The organism is Escherichia sp. KTE96, from assembly GCF_000408525.1.
Taxonomy (GTDB): domain Bacteria; phylum Pseudomonadota; class Gammaproteobacteria; order Enterobacterales; family Enterobacteriaceae; genus Escherichia; species Escherichia marmotae.
This window is the reverse complement of sequence record NZ_KE137146.1, coordinates 118272-141489: the sequence shown is the minus strand read 5'-3', so window position 1 is coordinate 141489 and position 23218 is coordinate 118272. Positions and strand designations below refer to the sequence as shown.

The following is a 23218-nucleotide window of genomic DNA, read 5'->3' as shown; positions in this document are numbered from 1 at the left end:
GGAAGTTGGTGACACAGCGAATCCCAGGAACGTACACGAGTACGTGACTGGGGGGAGCGAGGAAAACCAACGCACATGCAGCTTGAAGTATGACGGGTATTACGAGGTAAGAACATGTTGCTTAGCATAATCACCGTCGCGTTTCGTAATCTCGAAGGGATAGTTAAAACACACGCCTCCCTGACGCATCTGGCGCAGGCGGAGGATATCAGCTTCGAATGGATTGTTGTCGATGGCGGTTCGAACGACGGCAGCCGTGAGTATCTGGAAAATCTCAATGGTGTTCATAACTTACGCTTTGTCAGTGAGCCAGATAACGGCATCTACGACGCCATGAACAAAGGCATTGCGATGGCGCAAGGCAAATTTGCTTTGTTTCTCAACTCGGGCGATATCTTTCACCCGAATGCCGCGAATTTTGTGCGTAAGTTAAAAACACAACAAGATAACGTGATGGTCACTGGCGATGCGCTGCTGGATTTTGGCGATGGCCATAAAATTAAACGTAGCGCCAAACCTGGCTGGTATATTTATCACAGTCTGCCCGCCAGTCATCAGGCGATATTTTTCCCGGTTTCTGGTCTGAAAAAATGGCGTTATGATCTGGAATATAAAGTTTCTTCCGATTACGCGCTGGCGGCCAAAATGTATAAGGCCGGTTACGCATTTAAAAAACTCAATGGACTGGTGTCTGAATTTTCCATGGGCGGAATTTCTACCACCAATAATATGGAATTGTGTGCAGACGCCAAAAAAGTACAACGACAAATATTACATGTGCCTGGCTTCTGGGCTGAATTATCCTGGCATTTACGCCAGCGTACTACCTCAAAGACGAAAGCCTTATATAACAAAAGCTGAATATAAGGGAAAACGATGCAGGATTTAAGTGGGTTTTCGGTGCCGAAAGGGTTCCGGGGCGGCAACGCGATTAAAGTGCAATTATGGTGGACGGTACAGGCAACATTATTTGCCTGGTCACCGCAAGTATTGTATCGCTGGCGGGCATTTTTGTTACGTTTATTCGGCGCAAAAATAGGAAAAAACGTAGTTATTCGCCCGTCAGTAAAAATTACTTATCCGTGGAAATTAACTTTAGGTGATTACGCGTGGATCGGTGATGAGGTTAATTTATATACCCTTGGCGAAATTACCATTGGCGCTCATTCGGTAATTTCACAAAAAAGTTATTTGTGTACCGGCAGTCATGATCATGCAAGTGACTATTTCACTATTAACGCCTTGCCAATTGTGATTGGCGAGAAATGCTGGCTGGCGACGGATGTTTTTGTCGCGCCCGGCGTCACTATTGCCGACGGCACCGTCGTAGGTGCGCGAAGCAGTGTTTTTAAATCGCTTCCGGCAAATGTGGTTTGCCGGGGGAACCCCGCAGTGGTGATACGCAAACGCGTTGAAACTGAATAAATTCAAAAAATACAGAGGAATAAGACATGTCAAAAGTCGCTCTCATCACCGGCGTAACCGGACAAGATGGTTCTTACCTGGCAGAACTGCTGCTGGAGAAAGGTTACGAGGTGCATGGTATTAAGCGCCGCGCATCGTCATTCAATACCGAGCGCGTGGATCATATTTATCAGGATCCACACACCTGCAACCCGAAATTCCATCTGCATTATGGCGACCTGAGTGATACCTCCAACCTGACGCGCATTTTGCGTGAAGTACAGCCGGATGAAGTGTACAACCTGGGGGCGATGAGCCACGTTGCGGTTTCTTTTGAATCACCGGAATATACCGCAGACGTTGACGCGATGGGCACGCTGCGTCTGTTGGAGGCGATCCGCTTCCTCGGTCTGGAAAAGAAAACCCGTTTCTATCAGGCTTCCACCTCTGAACTGTACGGTCTGGTGCAGGAAATTCCACAGAAAGAGACTACGCCGTTCTACCCGCGCTCTCCGTATGCGGTCGCCAAACTGTACGCCTACTGGATAACCGTCAACTACCGCGAATCCTATGGCATGTACGCCTGCAACGGCATTCTGTTTAATCATGAATCGCCGCGCCGTGGCGAAACCTTCGTCACCCGCAAAATTACCCGCGCAATCGCCAACATCGCTCAGGGGCTGGAGTCCTGCCTGTACCTCGGCAATATGGATTCCCTGCGTGACTGGGGTCATGCCAAAGATTACGTAAAAATGCAGTGGATGATGCTGCAACAGGAACAGCCAGAAGATTTCGTTATCGCTACCGGCGTTCAGTACTCCGTGCGCCAGTTTGTGGAAATGGCGGCGGCACAACTGGGTATCAAACTGCGCTTTGAAGGCACGGGCGTTGAAGAGAAGGGCATAGTGGTTTCCGTCACCGGGCATGACGCACCAGGCGTAAAACCGGGTGATGTAATTATCGCCGTTGACCCACGTTACTTCCGTCCGGCTGAAGTTGAAACGCTGCTCGGTGATCCGACCAAAGCGCACGAAAAACTGGGCTGGAAACCGGAAATCACCCTCAAAGAGATGGTCTCTGAAATGGTGGCTAACGACCTTGAGGCAGCGAAAAAACACTCTCTGCTGAAATCTCACGGCTACGACGTGGCGATCGCGCTGGAGTCTTAAGCATGAGTAAACAACGTATTTTTATCGCTGGCCATCGCGGGATGGTCGGTTCCGCCATCAAGCGCCAGCTCGAACAGCGCGGCGATGTGGAACTGGTATTGCTTACCCGCGACGAACTGAACCTGCTGGACAGCCGCGCGGTGGATGATTTCTTTGCCAGTGAGCGCATTGACCAGGTGTATCTGGCGGCGGCGAAAGTGGGCGGCATTGTTGCCAACAATACTTATCCGGCGGATTTCATCTACCAGAACATGATGATTGAGAGCAACATCATTCACGCCGCGCATCAGAACGACGTGAACAAACTGCTCTTTCTCGGTTCGTCCTGCATCTACCCAAAACTGGCAAAACAGCCGATGGCAGAAAGCGAGTTGTTACAGGGGACGCTGGAGCCGACCAATGAGCCCTACGCGATTGCCAAAATCGCCGGGATCAAACTGTGCGAATCATACAACCGCCAATATGGACGCGATTACCGCTCGGTCATGCCGACCAACCTGTACGGGCCACATGACAACTTCCACCCGAGTCACTCGCACGTGATCCCTGCATTGCTGCGCCGCTTCCACGAGGCGACAGCACAGAATGCACCGGACGTGGTGGTGTGGGGCAGCGGCACACCGATGCGCGAATTTCTGCATGTCGATGATATGGCGGCGGCGAGCATTCATGTGATGGAGCTGGCGCACGAAGTCTGGTTGGAGAACACCCAGCCGATGCTGTCGCACATTAATGTCGGCACCGGCGTTGACTGCACCATCCGCGAGCTGGCGCAAACTATCGCTAAAGTGGTGGGCTACAAAGGTCGGGTAGTTTTCGACGCCAGCAAACCGGACGGCACGCCGCGCAAACTGTTGGATGTGACACGCCTGCATCAACTTGGCTGGTATCACGAAATCTCACTGGAGGCGGGGCTTGCCAGCACCTACCAGTGGTTTCTTGAGAATCAAGAGCGTTTTCGGGGGTAATGATGTTTTTACGTCAGGAAGACTTTGCCACAGTAGTGCGCTCGACCCCGCTTGTCTCTCTCGACTTTATTGTCGAGAACAGCCGCGGCGAGTTCCTGCTTGGCAAAAGAACCAACCGCCCGGCGCAGGGTTACTGGTTTGTGCCGGGAGGGCGCGTGCAGAAGGATGAAACGCTGGAAGCCGCATTTGAGCGGCTGACGCTGGCGGAACTGGGGCTGCGACTGCCGATGAAAGCAGGCCAGTTTTACGGCGTCTGGCAGCATTTTTATGACGATAACTTCTCCGGTACAGATTTCACCACCCACTATGTGGTGCTCGGTTTTCGCTTCAGGGTAGCGGAAGAAGAGCTGTTGCTGCCGGACGAACAGCATGACGATTACCGCTGGTTGACGGCGGACGCGCTGCTGGCCAGTGACGATGTTCATGCGAACAGCCGCGCCTATTTTCTCGCTGAGAAGCGTGCCGGAGTGCCTGGCTTATGAAAATTCTGGTCTACGGCATTAACTACTCGCCAGAGCTAACCGGTATCGGCAAATACACTGGCGAGATGGTGGAATGGCTGGCAGCACAAGGTCATGAAGTGCGGGTCATTACCGCGCCGCCTTACTATCCGCAGTGGCAGGTGGGCGAGAACTATTCCGCCTGGCGGTACAAACGGGAAGAGGGCGCAGCCACGGTGTGGCGCTGCCCGCTGTATGTGCCAGAACAGCCCAGTACCCTGAAACGCCTTTTGCATCTTGGCAGTTTTGCCGTCAGTAGTTTCTTCCCGCTGATGGCGCAACGCCGCTGGAGGCCGGATCGCATTATCGGCGTGGTGCCAACGCTGTTTTGCACGCCGGGAATGCGCCTGCTGGCAAAACTCTCTGGCGCGCGTACCGTGCTGCATATTCAGGATTACGAAGTGGACGCCATGCTGGGGCTGGGTCTTGCCGGAAAAGGCAACGGCGGCAAAGTGGCCCGCCTGGCAACAGCGTTCGAACGTAGCGGGCTGCACAACGTTGATAATGTCTCCACGATTTCACGCTCGATGATGAATAAAGCCATCGAAAAAGGCGTGGCGGCGGAAAAAGTCATCTTCTTCCCCAACTGGTCGGAAATCGCCCGTTTTCAGCACGTTGCACAGGCCGATGTAGACGCCCTTCGTAACCAGCTTGGTCTACCGGATAACAAAAAAATCATTCTTTACTCCGGCAATATTGGCGAAAAGCAGGGGCTGGAAAACGTTATTGAAGCCGCCGATCGCCTGCGCGATGAACCGTTGATTTTTGCCATTGTCGGGCAGGGCGGCGGCAAAGCGCGGCTGGAAAAAATGGCGCAGCAGCGTGGGCTGCGCAACATGCAATTTTTCCCGCTGCAATCGTATAAAGCCTTGCCCGCGCTGCTGAAGATGGGCGATTGCCATCTGGTAGTGCAAAAACGCGGCGTGGCAGATGCCGTATTGCCGTCGAAACTGACCAATATTCTGGCGGCAGGCGGTAACGCGGTGATTACCGCAGAAGCCCACACAGAACTGGGGCAGCTTTGTGCCACCTTTCCAGGTATTGCGGTTTGCGTAGAACCGGAATCGGTAGAGGCGCTGGTGGCGGGGATCCGCCAGGCGCTCCTGCTGCCCAGACACAACACGGTGGCACGTGAATATGCCGAACGCACGCTCGATAAAGAGAACGTGTTACGTCAATTTATAAATGATATTCGGGGATAATTATGGCGCAGTCGAAACTCTATCCTGTGGTGATGGCAGGTGGCTCCGGTAGCCGCTTATGGCCACTTTCCCGCGTACTTTACCCCAAGCAGTTTTTATGCCTGAAAGGTGATCTCACCATGCTGCAAACCACCATCTGCCGCCTGAACGGCGTGGAGTGCGAAAGCCCGGTGGTGATTTGCAATGAACAACATCGTTTTATTGTCGCGGAGCAATTGCGTCAACTAAACAAACTCACCGAGAACATTATTCTCGAACCGGTAGGGCGCAACACCGCGCCCGCCATTGCGCTGGCGGCACTGGCGACAAAACGCCATAGCCCCGAGAGCGACCCGTTAATGCTGGTGCTGGCGGCGGATCATGTGATTGCCGATGAGGACGCTTTTCGCAGCGCCGTGCGTAATGCCATGCCGTATGCCGAAGCGGGCAAGCTGGTGACCTTCGGCATTGTGCCGGATCTACCTGAAACCGGTTATGGCTATATTCGTCGCGGCGACGTTTCCCCCGGCGAGCAGGATATGGTGGCCTTTGAAGTGGCGCAGTTTGTCGAAAAACCGAATCTGGAAACCGCGCAGGGCTATGTGGCAAACGGCGATTATTACTGGAACAGCGGCATGTTCCTGTTCCGCGCCGGACGCTATCTCGAAGAACTGAAAAAATATCGTCCGGATATTCTCGACGCCTGTGAAAAAGCGATGAGCGCCATCGATCCGGATCTCGATTTTATTCGTGTGGATGAAGAAGCGTTTCTCGCCTGCCCGGAAGAGTCGGTGGATTACGCGGTCATGGAACGCACGGCAGATGCCGTTGTGGTGCCGATGGATGCGGGCTGGAGCGATGTCGGTTCCTGGTCCTCATTATGGGAGATCAGCGCACACACCGCCGAGGGCAATGTTTGCCACGGCGACGTGATTAATCACAAAACCGAAAACAGCTATGTGTATGCCGAATCTGGCCTGGTGACCACCGTTGGGGTGAAAGATCTGGTCGTGGTGCAGACCAAAGACGCGGTGTTGATTGCCGATCGGAACGCGGTGCAGGATGTGAAAAAAGTGGTCGAGCAGATCAAAGCTGATGGTCGTCATGAGCATCGGGTGCATCGCGAAGTGTACCGCCCGTGGGGCAAATATGACTCTATCGACGCAGGCGACCGCTACCAGGTGAAACGCATCACCGTGAAACCGGGCGAGGGGTTGTCGGTACAGATGCACCATCACCGGGCAGAACACTGGGTGGTGGTGGCGGGAACGGCAAAAGTCACCATTGACGGTGATATCAAACTGCTTGGTGAAAACGAGTCCATTTATATTCCGCTGGGGGCGACGCATTGCCTGGAAAATCCGGGGAAAATTCCGCTCTATTTAATTGAAGTGCGCTCCGGCTCTTATCTCGAAGAGGATGATGTGGTGCGTTTTTCGGATCGCTACGGACGGGTGTAAACGCCTTATCCGACCTGTGGTTCGGGTTTTGTAGGCCTGATAAGGCGCGGTAGCGTCGCATCAGGCAATGAATGCCGAATCGCGATGTAAATAACGACAAAAACAAAATTGGCCGCTTCGGTCAGGGCCAACTATTGCCTGAAAAAGGGTATCGACATGAAAAAATTAACCTGCTTTAAAGCCTACGATATTCGCGGAAAATTAGGCGAAGAACTGAATGAAGATATTGCCTGGCGTATTGGTCGCGCCTATGGCGAATTTCTTAAACCGAAAACCATTGTATTAGGTGGTGATGTCCGCCTCACCAGTGAAACCTTAAAACTGGCGCTGGCAAAAGGTTTACAGGACGCGGGCGTCGATGTGCTGGATATCGGCATGTCAGGCACCGAAGAGATCTATTTTGCCACGTTCCATCTCGGCGTAGATGGCGGTATCGAAGTCACCGCCAGCCATAATCCGATGGATTACAACGGCATGAAACTGGTGCGCGAAGGGGCTCGCCCGATCAGCGGCGATACCGGACTGCGCGACGTCCAGCGTCTGGCGGAAGCCAATGACTTTCCGCCTGTCGATGAAACAACACGTGGTCGCTATCAGCAAATCAACCTGCGTGACGCTTACGTTGATCACCTGTTCGGTTATATCAACCACAAAAACCTCACGCCGCTCAAGCTGGTGATCAACGCCGGTAACGGCGCTGCGGGGCCGGTGGTGGGTGCTATCGAAGCCCGTCTGAAAGCACTCGACGCCCCCGTGGAATTAATCAAGGTGCACAACACGCCAGACGGCAATTTCCCCAACGGTATTCCTAATCCGCTGCTGCCGGAATGCCGCGACGATACGCGTAATGCGGTTATCAAACACGGTGCGGACATGGGTATTGCCTTTGATGGCGATTTCGACCGCTGCTTCCTGTTCGACGAAAAAGGGCAGTTTATCGAGGGCTACTACATCGTCGGCCTGCTGGCAGAAGCGTTCCTCGAAAAAAATCCTGGCGCGAAGATCATCCACGATCCGCGTCTCTCCTGGAACACTGTCGATGTGGTGACCGCTGCAGGCGGTACGCCGGTGATGTCGAAAACCGGACACGCCTTTATTAAAGAACGTATGCGCAAGGAAGACGCCATCTACGGTGGCGAAATGAGCGCCCATCACTATTTCCGTGATTTTGCTTATTGCGACAGCGGCATGATCCCGTGGCTGTTGGTAGCCGAACTGGTGTGCCTGAAAGGGAAAACACTGGGTGAACTGGTGCGTGATCGCATGACGGCATTTCCGGCAAGTGGGGAGATCAACAGCAAGCTGGCGCAACCCGCTGAGGCAATTAACCGCGTCGAACAGCACTTTAGCCGCGAGGCGCTGGCGGTGGATCGCACCGACGGTATCAGCATGACCTTTGCCGACTGGCGTTTCAATCTGCGCTCTTCCAACACCGAACCGGTGGTGCGGCTGAATGTGGAATCGCGCGGCGATGTGTCGCTGATGGAAGCGCGAACGCGCACTCTGCTGACGTTGCTGAACGAGTAATGTCTGTTTTTCCCTTACCCCATTGCGGGTAAGGGGCTAATAACAGGAACAACGATGACAAATCTAAAAAAGCGCGAGCGAGCGAAAACCAATGCATCGTTAATCTCTATGGTGCAACGCTTTTCAGATATCACCATCATGTTTGCCGGGCTATGGCTGGTTTGCGAAGTGAGCGGGCGGTCATTCTTCTACATGCATCTGTTGGTGGCGCTGATTACGCTGGTGGTGTTCCAGATGTTGGGCGGCATCACCGATTTTTATCGCTCCTGGCGCGGTGTTCGGGCAACGACAGAATTTGCCCTGCTGCTACAAAACTGGACGCTAAGCGTGATTTTTAGCGCCGGACTGGTGGCGTTTAATAATGATTTCGATACGCAACTGAAGGTCTGGCTGGCGTGGTATCTGCTGACCAGCATCGGACTGGTGGTTTGCCGTTCATGCATTCGTATCGGTGCGGGATGGTTGCGTAATCATGGCTATAACAAACGCATGGTCGCGGTGGCGGGGGACTTAGCCGCCGGACAAATGCTGATCGAGAGCTTCCGTAATCAGCCGTGGCTGGGGTTTGAAGTGGTGGGCGTATACCACGATCCGAAGCCGGGCGGCGTTTCTAATGACTGGGCAGGCAACCTGCAACAACTGGTTGAGGACGCTAAAGCGGGCAAGATTCATAACGTCTATATCGCCATGCAGATGTGCGACGGCGCGCGAGTGAAAAAGCTGGTACATGCGTTGGCAGACACCACCTGTTCGGTGCTGCTGATCCCCGATGTATTTACTTTCAACATTCTCCATTCACGTATCGAAGAGATGAACGGCGTACCGGTGGTGCCGCTGTACGACACGCCGCTTTCTGGGGTTAACCGCCTGATCAAACGCGCTGAAGATATTGTGCTGGCTACCTTGATCTTACTGCTGATCTCCCCGGTGCTGTGCTGCATTGCCCTGGCAGTGAAACTGAGTTCCCCTGGGCCAATAATTTTCCGCCAGACCCGCTATGGCATGGATGGCAAGCCGATCAAAGTGTGGAAGTTTCGCTCTATGAAAGTGATGGAAAATGACAACGTCGTGACCCAGGCGACACAAAACGATCCGCGTGTGACCAGAGTGGGGAACTTTCTACGTCGAACCTCGCTGGATGAACTGCCGCAATTTATCAATGTGCTGACGGGAGGAATGTCGATTGTTGGTCCGCGCCCGCACGCGGTGGCGCATAACGAACAATATCGCCAGCTCATTGAAGGCTACATGCTGCGCCATAAAGTGAAACCAGGCATTACCGGTTGGGCGCAGATTAACGGCTGGCGCGGCGAGACCGACACGCTGGAGAAAATGGAAAAACGCGTCGAGTTTGACCTTGAGTATATCCGCGAATGGAGCGTCTGGTTCGATATCCGGATCGTTTTCCTGACGGTGTTCAAGGGCTTCGTTAACAAAGCGGCATATTGATATGAGCTTACGTGAAAAAACCATCAGTGGCGCGAAGTGGTCAGCGATTGCCACGGTGATCATCATCGGCCTGGGACTGGTACAGATGACCGTGTTGGCGCGGATTATCGATAACCATCAGTTCGGCCTGCTTACCGTGTCGCTGGTGATCATTACGCTGGCAGATACGCTTTCTGACTTCGGCATCGCCAACTCCATTATTCAGCGGAAAGAAATCAGTCACCTTGAACTCACCACGCTGTACTGGCTGAACGTTGGGCTGGGGATCGTGGTGTGCGCGGCGGTGTTTTTGTTGAGTGACGCCATTGGTGGCGTGCTGAATAACCCGGATTTGGTGCCGTTGATTAAAACATTGTCGCTGGCGTTTGTGGTGATCCCCCACGGGCAACAGTTCCGCGCGTTGATGCAGAAGGAACTGGAGTTCAACAAGATCGGCATGATCGAAACCAGCGCCGTGCTGGCGGGCTTTACCTTTACGGTGGTTAGCGCTCATTTCTGGCCACTGGCGATGACCGCAATCCTTGGTTATCTGGTCAATAGTGCGGTGAGAACGCTGCTGTTTGGCTACTTTGGCCGTAAAATTTATCGTCCCGGCCTGCATTTTTCGCTGGCGTCGGTGGCACCAAACTTACGCTTTGGTGCCTGGCTGACGGCGGACAGCATCATCAACTATCTCAACACCAACCTTTCAACGCTGGTGCTGGCGCGTATTCTCGGCGCGGGCGTGGCTGGGGGATACAACCTGGCGTATAACGTGGCCGTTGTGCCACCGATGAAGCTGAACCCGATAATCACCCGCGTGCTGTTTCCAGCGTTCGCCAAAATTCAGGACGACACCGAAAAGCTGCGCGTCAACTTCTACAAGCTGCTGTCGGTGGTGGGGATTATCAACTTTCCAGCGCTGTTGGGATTGATGGTGGTAGCCAATAATTTTGTGCCGCTGGTATTTGGTGAGAAATGGAACAGCATCATTCCGGTGCTGCAATTGCTGTGCGTGGTGGGGCTACTGCGTTCAGTGGGTAACCCGATTGGTTCGCTGCTGATGGCGAAAGCGCGGGTCGATATCAGCTTTAAATTCAATGTATTCAAAACATTTCTGTTTATTCCGGCGATTGTTATTGGTGGGCAGACGGCGGGCGCAATCGGCGTCACGCTGGGCTTCCTGCTGGTGCAGATTATCAACACTGTGCTGAGTTATTTCGTGATGATTAAACCGGTGCTCGGCTCCAGTTATCGGCAGTACATCCTGAGCTTGTGGCTACCGTTTTATCTCTCATTACCGACGCTGGTGATCAGTTATGTGCTGGGCGTGGTGCTGAAAGGGCAACTGGCACTGGGGACGCTGCTGGCGGTGCAAATTACCGCAGGCGCACTGGCGTTTATGGTGATGATTGTGCTGTCGCGCCATCCGCTGGTGGTGGAAGTGAAGCGTCAGTTTTGTCGCAGCGAAAAAATGAAAATGCTTTTACGGGCGGGGTGAGTTGTTGTTTTCGGTTCCGGCAACGGTTGCCGGATGCGGCGTAAAACGCCTTATCCGGCCTACGGTTCAGTGCCCGGATCTTGTAGGCCTGATAAGACGCGTCAGCGTCGCATCAGGCAAAAAGCGGCAACGAACACAACCTCACCTGGCATCAAATTTATGAGGAAAAAATGAAATTACTTATTCTGGGCAACCACACTTGCGGCAACCGCGGCGACAGCGCCATTTTGCGCGGCTTACTTGATGCCATCAACGTCCTCAATCCACACGCAGAAGTGGACGTGATGAGCCGCTATCCGGTCAGTTCTTCCTGGCTGCTTAACCGCCCGGTAATGGGCGATCCGCTGTTCCTGCAAATGAAACGACACAACAGCGCGGCGGGCGTTGTCGGGCGCGTAAAAAAAGTCCTTCGTCGCCGCTACCAACACCAGGTATTGCTCTCTCGCGTCACCGACACCGGCAAGCTGCGTAATATTGCCATCGCCCAGGGATTTACCGACTTCGTGCGCTTGCTTTCAGGTTACGACGCCATTATTCAGGTCGGCGGTTCGTTTTTTGTCGATCTCTACGGCGTACCGCAATTTGAACACGCTCTGTGCACCTTTATGGCGAAAAAGCCGCTGTTTATGATTGGTCACAGCGTCGGCCCGTTCCAGGATGAGCAATTTAACCAACTGGCTAACTACGTTTTTGGTCACTGCGATGCATTGATCCTGCGCGAATCGGTCAGCCTTGAGCTGATGAAACGCAGCAATATCACTACCGCAAAAGTCGAACACGGCGTCGATACCGCCTGGCTGGTCGATCATCACACTGAAGATTACACCGCCAGCTACGCCGTCCAACACTGGCTGGGCGTCGCATCCCAACAGAAAACCGTGGCAATTACTCTGCGCGAACTGGCACCGTTCGATAGACGCCTCGGCACTACTCAACAAGCGTATGAACAAGCCTTTGCCGGGGTGGTCAATCGCATTCTCGACGAAGGGTATCAGGTCATTGCGCTTTCCACCTGTACGGGCATCGACAGCTACAACAAAGATGACCGCATGGTGGCGCTCAACCTGCGCCAGCACATCAGCGATCCTTCCCGTTACCACGTGGTGATGGATGAACTTAACGATCTGGAAATGGGCAAAATTCTCGCTGCCTGTGAACTCACTGTCGGTACGCGCCTGCACTCCGCCATTATCTCTATGAACTTTGCCACTCCGGCAATTGCTATCAACTACGAACATAAATCCGCCGGGATTATGCAACAACTGGGGCTGCCGGAGATGGCGATGGATATTCGTCATTTATTAGACGGCAGCCTGCAAGCGATGGTTGCGGATACCTTAGGCCAGCTTCCGGCGCTGAACTCGCGACTTAGCGAAGCCGTCAGTCGCGAACGTCAGGCAGGAATGCAGATGGTGCAGTCCGTACTGGAACGCATCGGGGAGGCGAAATGAAGGTCGGCTTCTTTTTACTGAAATTTCCGCTGTCGTCGGAAACCTTCGTCCTCAACCAAATTACTGCGTTTATTGATATGGGCTTTGAGGTGGAGATTGTCGCGCTGCAAAAAGGCGATACGCAAAACACCCATGCGGCATGGGCGCAATACAACCTTGCCGCTAAAACTCGCTGGTTACAGGACGAACCTCAGGGCAAAGTAGCGAAACTACGCCATCGTGCCAGCCAGACCTTACGCGGCATTCATCGTAAAAACACCTGGCAGGCGCTCAACCTCAAACGCTATGGTGCCGAGTCGCGGAACCTGATTTTGTCTGCCATTTGTGGTCAGGTCGCAACACCGTTTCGCGCCGATGTGTTCATCGCTCATTTTGGCCCTGCGGGGGTAACCGCAGCCAAATTGCGTGAACTGGGTGTCATTCACGGCAAAATCGCTACTATCTTCCACGGCATTGATATCTCCAGTCGGGAAGTGCTCAACCACTACACCCCCGAATATCAACAACTGTTTCGCCGTGGCGACCTGATGTTACCGATAAGCGATCTGTGGGCCGGAAGGCTGCAAAAAATGGGCTGCCCCAGAGAAAAAATCGCCGTATCGCGTATGGGCGTGGACATGACGCGCTTTAGCCCGCGTCCGGTGAAAGCACCCGCAACGCCGCTGGAAATCATTTCCGTCGCACGCTTAACCGAGAAAAAAGGCCTGCATGTGGCGATCGAAGCCTGCCGTCAGTTGAAAGAGCAGGGTGTGGCGTTTCGCTATCGCATCCTCGGCATCGGCCCGTGGGAGCGGCGTTTACGCACGCTCATCGAACAGTATCAACTGGAAGATATGGTGGAGATGCCGGGGTTTAAACCGAGCCACGAAGTGAAGGCGATGCTCGACGACGCGGATGTCTTCCTGCTGCCATCGGTTACGGGCGCGGACGGCGATATGGAAGGTATTCCGGTGGCGCTAATGGAAGCGATGGCCGTTGGCATTCCGGTGGTTTCTACTCTGCATAGCGGAATACCGGAACTGGTGGAGGCCGATAAATCCGGCTGGCTGGTGCCTGAGAACGATGCTCGCGCACTGGCGCAACGACTGGCGGCGTTTAGCCAACTGGACACCGACGAACTGGCTCCGGTTATCAAACGTGCGCGCGAAAAAGTCGAACATGATTTTAACCAGCAGGTGATTAACCGAGAACTCGCCAGCTTGTTGCAGGCTTTATAGAGGAGAACGTATGCCATTTAAAAAACTCTCCCGACGCACCTTCCTGACGGCAGGCTCCGCGCTTGCTTTCCTCCATACTCCTTTTGCCCGTGCAATTCCCGCCCGACAAAGCGTTAACATCAATGACTACAATTCCAAAGACTGGATAGCCTCGTTTAAACAGGCTTTCAGCGAAGGGCAAACGGTCGTCGTGCCTGGCGGATTTGTTTGCGACAACATCAACACCGGCATCTTTATCCCTCCCGGTAAAACGTTACGCATCCTTGGAAGCCTGCGCGGCAACGGCAGAGGGCGATTTGTCTTACAGGACGGCAGCCAGGTGACAGGGGGGAAGGGCGGTAGTATGCATAACATCACCCTGGATGTGCGCGGTTCTGATTGCGTCATTAAAGACCTGGCGATGAGCGGTTTTGGCCCGGTGACGCAGATCTATATTGGCGGCAAAAACAAGCGGGTCATGCGCAATCTGGTCATTGACAACCTCACGGTCAGCCACGCCAACTACGCCATCTTACGCCAGGGATTTCATAACCAGATTATCGGTGCCAACATCACCCATTGTAAGTTCAGCGATTTACAGGGCGACGCCATCGAATGGAATGTGGCGATTAACGACCGCGATATTTTAATTTCCGACCACGTAATAGAACGCATCAACTGTACTAATGGCAAAATCAACTGGGGTATTGGCATAGGCCTTGCGGGAAGTACTTACGATAACAACTATCCGGAAGACCAGGTAGTGAAAAACTTTGTCGTAGCGAATATCACTGGCTCTGATTGTCGGCAACTAATTCATGTTGAAAATGGCAAGCATTTCATTATCCGTAATATCAAAGCGCGTAATATTACGCCGGATTTCAGTAAGAAAGCGGGTATTGATAATGCCACAGTTGCGATATATGGATGTGATAACTTTGTTATTGACCAGATAGAAATGGTTAATAGTGCCGGAATGTTAATCGGCTACGGTGTCATTAAAGGCAGGTATCTCTCCATACCGCAAAATTTCAAACTGAATAATATTCACCTTGATAATACTCACCTTGCCTGGAAATTGCGCGGAATACAAATTTCGGCAGGCAATGCAACTTCTTTTGTGGCGCTGACCAACATTGAAATGAAGTGTGCGTCGCTGGAACTGCACAACAAACCGCAACATCTTTTTATGCGAAATATCAAAGTGATGCAGGAATCCTCTGTGGGGTCAGCATTGACCATGAACTTCGACTTGCGTAAAGACGTTCGTGGCACATTTATGGCAAAGAGCGAGACCTTACTGTCACTGGTAAATGTTCATTCGGTGAATGAAAAAGGACAAAGTTCAGTCGATATCGACAGGATTAATTACCACATTGTTAATGTGGAAAAGATTAACTTTCGATTGCCGGAACGGGGGAAGTAGAATTGCGACCATTCCTGGAAAAATGGAGCCATACTTAAGAATAACGCTACTGCAATCCTGAGCGAAGCGGCGTAACATCGGAAGTAAATCAGTCATCAGTTCAGGGTAATTGATGCTGGCGAAAAAAATCGAACAAGCTATAATTCAGCAACCATTTTACAGGTGGATGAAATAATGACGAATTTAAAAGCAGTTATTCCTGTAGCGGGTCTTGGGATGCATATGTTGCCTGCCACTAAGGCGATTCCCAAAGAGATGCTACCGATCGTCGACAAGCCAATGATTCAGTACATTGTTGACGAGATTGTGGCTGCAGGGATCAAAGAAATCCTCCTGGTAACTCATGCGTCCAAGAACGCGGTCGAAAACCACTTCGACACCTCATATGAATTAGAATCTCTCCTTGAACAGCGCGTGAAGCGTCAACTGCTGGCGGAAGTGCAGTCCATCTGTCCGCCGGGCGTGACCATTATGAACGTGCGTCAGGGTGAACCTTTAGGTTTAGGCCACTCCATTTTGTGCGCGCGACCTGCCATTGGCGACAATCCGTTTGTCGTAGTGTTGCCAGACGTTGTTATTGACGACGCCAGCGCCGATCCGCTGCGTTACAACCTTGCTGCCATGATTGCGCGCTTTAACGAAACGGGCCGCAGCCAGGTACTGGCAAAACGTATGCCGGGCGACCTCTCTGAATACTCCGTCATCCAGACCAAAGAGCCGCTGGACCGTGAAGGCAAAGTTAGCCGTATTGTTGAATTTATTGAAAAACCGGATCAGCCGCAGACGCTGGACTCAGACATAATGGCTGTTGGTCGTTATGTGCTTTCTGCCGATATTTGGCCTGAACTGGAACGCACTCAGCCTGGTGCATGGGGACGTATACAGTTGACAGATGCCATTGCTGAACTGGCTAAAAAACAAGCCGTTGATGCCATGTTAATGACCGGTGACAGCTACGACTGCGGTAAAAAAATGGGCTATATGCAGGCGTTTGTGAAGTATGGGCTGCGTAACCTGAAAGAAGGGGCGAAGTTCCGCAAAGGTATTGAGAAGCTGTTAAGCGAATAATGAAAATCTGACCGGATGTAACGGTTAATAAGAAAATCATAACGGCAGTGAAGATTTGTGGCGAAAGTAATTTGTTGCGAATCTTCCTGCCGTTGTTGCTTTATAAACTTTCAGAATAACAACTACTTAGCAATAGGATTTTAGTCAAACTTTTCCAGGATTTTCCTTGTTTCCAGAGCGGATTGGTAAGACAATTAGCGTTTGAATTTTTCGGGTTTAGCGCGAGTGGGTAACGCTCGTCACATCGTAGGCATGTATGCAGTGCTCTGGTAGCTGTAAAGCCAGGGGCGGTAGCGTGGGTAATCAAATAATTAAGCGATGATATGCAGAGATTATTTTTTAAGAGAAAAGTTCCTGCCAGTTTTTTTTATATGCTTGAAAAATATACGAATGTCGTTTTTCTGGCATTATTCACATTTTTAATGGCAAAAATTATATCTACTGAAGATTTCGGTGTTATTAGTAATGCTGATGCAATAATAGCAATTGTTTCGATCTTTTCTTTTCAGGGGTTGGAGCAATTAGTTCAAAGGGAAATTGTTAATGAGCGAAAAGACGAACCAAACATAATAGGAGCTGCTCTGTTATTTAAAATTCCAGGAATTATCTTAGGACTTATAATTGCTTGGATATGGTCTATGTGGATAGATGATTCACGGCTCAGTGCATGCATATTAATATTTAGTGGATTAATTATCGCGCGGTCATTAACAGTTTTTTCCTCTTCTTTTATTGCAAAAGATAAATATTTAAATTTCACTCTAATAGGAATATGTACATATGTCTTATTTTTCTTTATTAAGATGTTTGTATTATATTACGCACCTTCTCTTTTTTACATAGCAATTGTCACTGTTACAGAAAATTTGTTCTTAATTTTATTATATTACATATATGGATGTGATAAAATAAGTTTTACAAATAAACTTGTAAAAAAATATATTAAAATTTTTTATTACGAAGGATTTTATTTAATACTGTCTGGGGCAATGGTTGTAATTTACACAAAGACAGACCAACTATATATTGCGAAGTTTATGTCTTATACAGTATTGGCTAATTATGCAATAGCTCTTAAATTTTTAATGCTGTATATAGTACCTAGTTCAATTTTTACATTGAGTTTTGTGCCAAAGTTAAATAAAAACAATAAAGAATACGCTAAAAACGTACGTGCTATGTTATTAGGTTCATTGTTTTTTGGTGTTGCATTTGGTTGTATTTGTGCATTGACTACACCTTTTTTGATAGAATTAATGTATGGGGAAAAATATAACTTGGCAGAGAGTTATATCATTGGTCTAAGCCTTGTCATTCCATTTTGTTTTATATTAAACTCGACTGGCCGCTATTTTGTAAATGAGGGGCTGGGTAAAATTGTATTTCAAAGAAATTTAATTGCGCTATTGTATAATATTATGGGGGGGTATTTTCTGATCAAATATGGTGGAGCTTGGGGGGGAGTGGTTGCAATTGTATCAAGCTACGCTATCAGTGCGTTGATTGTTGTTCTTTGTGGTAGAAAATCTCGTAAGGTTTTATTAAGAGCGTTTATAGAAAATGAAAATAAATAATTTAATAATGCGGTTTGGTTTGAATAAATATTTTGGCACTTTTACGGATTATGAAAATGTTATTTGTTTATATAATACAAGTATATCATCATTGAATGTCGGTGATGAAATTATAAATGCATCGGGTTTAGAACAGATTAAAACCATATTTGCTACAGAGCAAGTCTATCATATATCTACACATGTTGGTTCAAAATCAATAGGAATCCATCATGCAAATTTATGTAAAGAAAGAATTGTTTGTGGTTCAAATCTTTTATGTGACACGATGTTCAGAAGTGCAAATTGGGAGTTAAGCCCCCTCGATATATTAAAAATGAAAAAAGTAGTACTTATGGGAGTCGGTTGGAATAAATATGGATCTCGTACATCTCGGTTTACCGCTAAATATTACAGGAAGCTTCTTTCAGATTCTGAAAGAATACATTCAGTTCGGGATGATTACACAAGGAAAAAATTAAATGAAATAGGGGTTAATAATGTTATTAACACTGGTTGTCCGACCATGTGGATGCTCACTGGTGAGCATTGCGCAGCTATTAGAAAAGTAAAAGCAGATAAAGTTGTTTTTACTTTAACAGATTATGACAAAGATTATAAAAATGACAGGTTATTAATTGAAATTCTAAAAAGGAAATATGATAAAGTATATTTTTGGCCGCAAGGATCAGGGGATCTTAATTATTTTCGTGAAATGAAAATCAATAATATTGAAGTAGTTCCACCTAGGCTTGATGAGTATGATGCTTTATTATCAAATAATGATATAGATTTTATCGGTACTCGATTACATGGTGGAATTAGAGCGCTGCAGTATAAAAACCGAGCTCTAATTGTGGCTTTTGATAACAGAGCTATAGAAAAAGCCAAAGACTTTAATTTGCCTATTATAAATCGAAATTCTTTAGCAGAAAACTTATCAACCATGATAGACAATAATTATATAATTGATATCAAAATTAACGAGGAAAATATTCACAAGTGGAAGAGGCAATTCCAAAAATGAGAATTACACAAGTTATACCAACTCTTTCAACAGGAGGAGCTGAGCAATTTGTAATATCCTTATCTAATGAATTAAGTAAAAAAAATGATGTGACTTTAATCACCCTTTTTAAAATAAAAGATAATATAATTAGAAAAAGGTTATCAGATAAAGTAACTCTTATCGAATTGAATGGTGAAATTAATAATAAAATATCGATTTTATTTAAGTTGAATGCAGTGCTCTTGAAAACTAAGCACGATGTAATACATACTCATTTGAGTATTCCTTTTTATATATTGCCATTTGCATTTTTTTGCAAAGATAAATATAGAGTGATACATACTATTCATAATATAGCGAGATATGATGCACCGAGAAAATTGGCTAAATACATTAACAAAGCATACTTCAAGATATGTAAAGCGATACCGGTTTCAATTTCAGATATAGTATCTGAATCAGTTAAAAATTATTATAATCTTCGATATACAGAGATTATAAAAAATGGAACAGAGACTATAAGTGAAACTGTTAAATATGAGGGGGTTAAAAGGAGAGTAAAGGAACTCAGAAAACAATATACTAATGTTTTTTGTCATATAGCTAGAATGGATCCACAGAAAAATCATCGCTTATTAATAGATGTTTTAAAAAAAAATAAAGAATGTTACGTTATTTCCATGGGGGCAATTACACAAGATAATATAAAGTATGCTAAACATATAATGGATTATTCCAAAAAAATATCAAATTTTGAATATATAGGCGTTGTGGATAATGTGTCTGATTTTATAAAGTCTTCAGATGGGATTATTTTTAGCTCAGTGTATGAAGGTTTGCCTATATCTTTAATCGAAGGTATGTCTGTGGGGAAAATATGTATATCAACTCCAGCTGGAGGGATTGCTGATATATTAGATGATGAGTGTGGAGTATTAGCTAATGATTTTTCTGAAGCACAACTTGATATAGCAATAAAGAAGTTTATGTCATTTAGTGAATGTAAAAAAAGACATATGGAATATAATATTCGTAATAGATTTAAGAATGAGTTTTCAATCTCTATTTGCGCAGAAAAATATAGTCAAATATATGAGAACAATAAATCATGATATTTTATTATATTCCTCTTTGTCCATTAATTTTTGGTTTGTTATATAACAATAAAGATGTTTTTATCAGCAATTATTATTTATTTAAAAGTGAACGATTATTTCTTTGTGTATTCTTATTATTCGTGATGATTTTAACTGGATTTAAAGGATATATTGATCCAGATTATGTCAACTATAAATTTTATTTTGATCTGATTCCAGAGTTAAGATATTTAGATAGTGCGAATCTATCTAGAATTAAATTGTTAACCTCGGATGTTGAACTGTCAGTCATATATGGTATGGCAATCCTGAAAAGTTTAGGATTGGGATTTCAATACTATTACATTTTTAATTCATTACTTTTTGTCTTTTTAATAGCTAAATTATCAAGTTATTTCAAAGGTTATGAATGTATTGTGGGTTTGGTGATATATTGTTTCTATATCCAACCTTTATTTATTCAGGTAAGATATCTAGTAGGTGTATTGTGTGGTTTAATTTGTTTAATGAATGTATACAAAAAAAATAAGGTAACATTAAGATCTTTGATGTATTTTTTTGTTGGATTTTTATTTCATAAAGTAATAATATTTATCGTTCCATTAGTATTGTTAAGGTTTATTTGGAAATATGTGGTGAGACATTTGTTCATCGCATTTTTATTACCATGTGTTTTCATTATTATCCCTATTGATTCTCTATTGCAATATACTTCTTTAATAAGTGATAGATATGTAAACTACTTGGCATCCAGCAGTGATCAAAAGGAACTAGGAAGTGTTCTATCATTTATTGTACGAGAAGCACTAGCGGTTGCTATGCTACTATTATTATTTGTGACGAATAACTACTCATTTGATAAAATCATCCAAACAAATCAATCTAAAGTATTGATTATGATACTGCTGGCAATGTTGAGTACATGGGCTTTAGCATGGCAGTTTGGTATGTTATATAGAATTGCGCTATTATTTGAGTTTGGTTGGGTATTTTTTCTGATTCAAAAGAATGATCGGTCAATAAATTTTGCGATATTTTTAATACTATTCATATATATGATTATACGTCTGGTTACTGGAATATCAGAACTGAAACCATATGAATTTGCAGATGGTTGGGCATACTAAATGAGAATATTAATTGATGCTTCTAACTTGAAGGTTGGAGGAGCAATACAAGTAAGTCTGAGTGTTATTAAGCAACTCTCTAGTGACAAATATCAAGACTTGGACATTTATTATGTCGTAAGTGAAAATGTGTATAAGCATGCAAAACAATTTTTAAAAAAAGATAATTTTGAAATCATTACTACAGATATAAAAACTATAATTCCATGGAATAAAGGCAGGAAAAGAATTAAAGAATTGTCTGAGAGTTATGATGTAATATTTACCATTTTTGGGCCAACATATTGGGGAACTTGTGGAGCAAGACACTTAATAGGTTTTGCTAATCCTTGGATTGTTTCTCAGCATAGTATTGCTTATAAAAAATTAAATGTAATTAGAAGAACGCTTACGAAAATAAAGGTAGGGATACAAAGTTACTTATTATGGGATCCGTTTAGTTATTATGTTACAGAAACCGAAGCAATAAGGAAGTTATTCATAAAAAAATTCAACTGTGGCAATGATAAAATAAAAGTTGTTCCCAATTGTTTAAATTATGTTTTTAATGATCTTCATGCTGAAGAGATTAATGATAAATTTAATCTACGATCTCTTAAATGCATAAAGTTTGTCACGATAACCCATAATTACCCACATAAAAATTTATCAGTTATCCCAGAGGTCTACACTGAACTTCAAAAGTTAGGCGTAAACTGCAAATTTATAATCACCATTAACGAAAATGATTATGAAAAACAATCAGATATTTTTAAATCGGCTACGTTAAATTTAGGACCGGTTAGTATAAATGATTGTCCAGCTATATATAAATATTGTGATATTTTATTCTTACCAACATTGTTGGAATGCTTTACTGCAAGTTATCTTGAGTCAATGAAAATGCAACTCCCAATTTGTACAAGTGATTTAGATTTTGCTAGAACGCTTTGTGGAAATGCGGCTGTTTATTTCAATCCATTAGATGCGAAAGATATTGCACACAAATTAAATAAAGTGATCAATGATGATTATTTGAAAGATAAATTATTACGAGCAGGGGATGAAATAATAAAACAATTCCCTGACCATATTTCAAGAGTAGAAAGTTACATATCAATTATTAATGGGATGAATTATGTTCAAAAATAAAAAATTACTCATCACTGGCGGTACTGGATCATTTGGAAATGCTGTCCTCAATCGCTTCTTAGACACTGATATTTCTGAAATTAGGATTTTTTCTCGCGATGAAAAAAAAACAAGATGATATGCGAAAAAAATATAATAATCAAAAAATTAAATTCTACATTGGCGATGTTCGTGATTATAGGAGTATTCTAAATGCATCTCGTGGAGTCGATTATATTTATCACGCAGCAGCATTAAAACAAGTTCCCTCATGTGAATTTCACCCTATGGAGGCAGTAAAAACAAATGTGTTAGGAACTGAGAATGTACTGGAAGCTGCGATAGCTAATGAAGTTAAACGAGTCGTTTGTTTAAGCACTGACAAAGCAGTATATCCCATCAATGCAATGGGAATCTCAAAAGCGATGATGGAAAAAGTAATGGTGGCCAAGTCACGTAATTTAGATAGCTCTAAAACCATCATTTGCGGAACTCGCTACGGTAATGTTATGGCATCTCGTGGTTCTGTTATTCCTCTTTTTGTTGATTTAATAAAAGCTGGAAAACCACTAACCGTTACCGATCCTAATATGACCCGGTTTATGATGACTCTTGAAGATGCTGTAGACCTGGTTCTTTATGCATTTGAACATGGTAATAATGGTGATATTTTTGTACAGAAGGCACCAGCAGCGACTATTGAAACGTTAGCAATTGCTCTGAAGGATTTATTGGATGTTAATGAGCACCCTGTTGCTATTATCGGCACTAGGCACGGTGAAAAGTTATACGAGGCGCTATTGAGTCGTGAGGAAATGATCGCTGCAGTGGATATGGGAGATTATTACCGTGTCCCACCAGATCTACGTGACCTCAACTATGGTAAATATGTTGAGCATGGCGATTGTAGAATTTCAGAAATTGAAGACTATAACTCACATAATACAGAAAGATTAGATGTCAATGGAATGAAAGAATTATTACTCAAATTGCCTTTTATTCGAGCTTTGAGGGCTGGTGAGGCCTTTGAATTGGATTTATGA

19 protein-coding genes and 1 pseudogene are annotated in these 23218 nt (G+C 46.3%); all 20 read left to right on the top strand.

Features of this window, described 5'->3' with window-relative positions:
• Positions 1-114: 114 nt before the first annotated feature.
• The 20 genes and pseudogenes from wcaE to fnlA all read left to right on the top strand — a co-directional run bounded on the left by wcaE (position 115) and on the right by fnlA (position 23218).
• Entirely contained in the window at positions 115-861 is a 747-nt protein-coding gene (gene wcaE / locus A1WG_RS20455; RefSeq protein ID WP_001516635.1) for a colanic acid biosynthesis glycosyltransferase WcaE, read from the top strand.
• A gap of 15 nt (positions 862-876) precedes the next feature.
• On the top strand, positions 877-1425 hold the full coding sequence (gene wcaF / locus A1WG_RS20460) for a colanic acid biosynthesis acetyltransferase WcaF (protein WP_001516634.1): 549 nt from the start codon (positions 877-879) through the stop codon (positions 1423-1425).
• 26 nt (positions 1426-1451) lie between these two features.
• Positions 1452-2573 (top strand): GDP-mannose 4,6-dehydratase, encoded by a 1122-nt coding sequence (gmd, locus tag A1WG_RS20465; RefSeq protein ID WP_000048206.1) that lies wholly within the window; start codon positions 1452-1454, stop codon positions 2571-2573.
• A gap of 2 nt (positions 2574-2575) precedes the next feature.
• Positions 2576-3541: a GDP-L-fucose synthase gene (fcl, locus tag A1WG_RS20470; protein WP_000043582.1), complete on the top strand. Its 966-nt coding sequence runs from the start codon at positions 2576-2578 to the stop codon at positions 3539-3541.
• Positions 3542-3543: 2 nt separating this feature from the next.
• Complete coding sequence (gmm, locus tag A1WG_RS20475) at positions 3544-4023, top strand: GDP-mannose mannosyl hydrolase (RefSeq protein ID WP_000479830.1); 480 nt, start codon at positions 3544-3546, stop codon at positions 4021-4023.
• Positions 4020-5243 (top strand): colanic acid biosynthesis fucosyltransferase WcaI, encoded by a 1224-nt coding sequence (gene wcaI / locus A1WG_RS20480; RefSeq protein WP_001516632.1) that lies wholly within the window; start codon positions 4020-4022, stop codon positions 5241-5243. Before gmm ends, wcaI begins: the two co-directional genes overlap by 4 nt.
• A 2-nt stretch (positions 5244-5245) precedes the next feature.
• Entirely contained in the window at positions 5246-6682 is a 1437-nt protein-coding gene (cpsB, locus tag A1WG_RS20485) for a mannose-1-phosphate guanyltransferase (protein ID WP_001516631.1), read from the top strand.
• Between the two features lie 156 nt (positions 6683-6838).
• Complete coding sequence (gene cpsG, locus A1WG_RS20490) at positions 6839-8209, top strand: colanic acid biosynthesis phosphomannomutase CpsG (RefSeq protein ID WP_001516630.1); 1371 nt, start codon at positions 6839-6841, stop codon at positions 8207-8209.
• A 54-nt stretch (positions 8210-8263) separates the two neighbouring features.
• Complete coding sequence (gene wcaJ / locus A1WG_RS20495; RefSeq protein ID WP_000183151.1) at positions 8264-9658, top strand: undecaprenyl-phosphate glucose phosphotransferase; 1395 nt, start codon at positions 8264-8266, stop codon at positions 9656-9658.
• A gap of 1 nt (position 9659) precedes the next feature.
• Positions 9660-11138, top strand: coding sequence for a colanic acid undecaprenyl disphosphate flippase WzxC (wzxC, locus tag A1WG_RS20500; RefSeq protein ID WP_001516629.1), 1479 nt, complete (start codon positions 9660-9662; stop codon positions 11136-11138).
• Between the two features lie 170 nt (positions 11139-11308).
• Entirely contained in the window at positions 11309-12589 is a 1281-nt protein-coding gene (gene wcaK, locus A1WG_RS20505; protein WP_001516628.1) for a colanic acid biosynthesis pyruvyl transferase WcaK, read from the top strand.
• Positions 12586-13806 (top strand): colanic acid biosynthesis glycosyltransferase WcaL, encoded by a 1221-nt coding sequence (gene wcaL, locus A1WG_RS20510; RefSeq protein WP_001516627.1) that lies wholly within the window; start codon positions 12586-12588, stop codon positions 13804-13806. Before wcaK ends, wcaL begins: the two co-directional genes overlap by 4 nt.
• Positions 13807-13816: 10 nt before the next feature.
• Complete coding sequence (gene wcaM, locus A1WG_RS20515) at positions 13817-15211, top strand: colanic acid biosynthesis protein WcaM (RefSeq protein WP_001516626.1); 1395 nt, start codon at positions 13817-13819, stop codon at positions 15209-15211.
• Positions 15212-15385: 174 nt separating this feature from the next.
• Complete coding sequence (gene galF, locus A1WG_RS20520; protein ID WP_000183053.1) at positions 15386-16279, top strand: UTP--glucose-1-phosphate uridylyltransferase GalF; 894 nt, start codon at positions 15386-15388, stop codon at positions 16277-16279.
• A gap of 323 nt (positions 16280-16602) precedes the next feature.
• The gene (locus tag A1WG_RS20525; protein WP_228029476.1) at positions 16603-17853 is read left to right on the top strand and encodes an oligosaccharide flippase family protein; all 1251 of its coding nucleotides are present in this window, start codon (positions 16603-16605) and stop codon (positions 17851-17853) included.
• Entirely contained in the window at positions 17840-18859 is a 1020-nt protein-coding gene (locus tag A1WG_RS20530; RefSeq protein WP_001516624.1) for a polysaccharide pyruvyl transferase family protein, read from the top strand. Before A1WG_RS20525 ends, A1WG_RS20530 begins: the two co-directional genes overlap by 14 nt.
• A complete protein-coding gene (locus tag A1WG_RS20535; RefSeq protein WP_233432057.1) occupies positions 18835-19953 on the top strand; it encodes a glycosyltransferase in 1119 nt (372 codons plus the stop codon). The genes A1WG_RS20530 and A1WG_RS20535 overlap by 25 nt, the downstream gene beginning before the upstream one ends.
• Complete coding sequence (locus A1WG_RS20540) at positions 19950-21065, top strand: EpsG family protein (protein WP_001516622.1); 1116 nt, start codon at positions 19950-19952, stop codon at positions 21063-21065. Before A1WG_RS20535 ends, A1WG_RS20540 begins: the two co-directional genes overlap by 4 nt.
• Positions 21066-22196 carry a glycosyltransferase gene (locus A1WG_RS20545; protein WP_001516621.1) on the top strand — a complete coding sequence of 377 codons (1131 nt, stop codon included), beginning with the start codon at positions 21066-21068 and terminating at the stop codon, positions 22194-22196.
• Positions 22183-23218 (top strand): annotated as a pseudogene (gene fnlA / locus A1WG_RS20550) (UDP-N-acetylglucosamine 4,6-dehydratase/5-epimerase). Before A1WG_RS20545 ends, fnlA begins: the two are co-directional and overlap by 14 nt.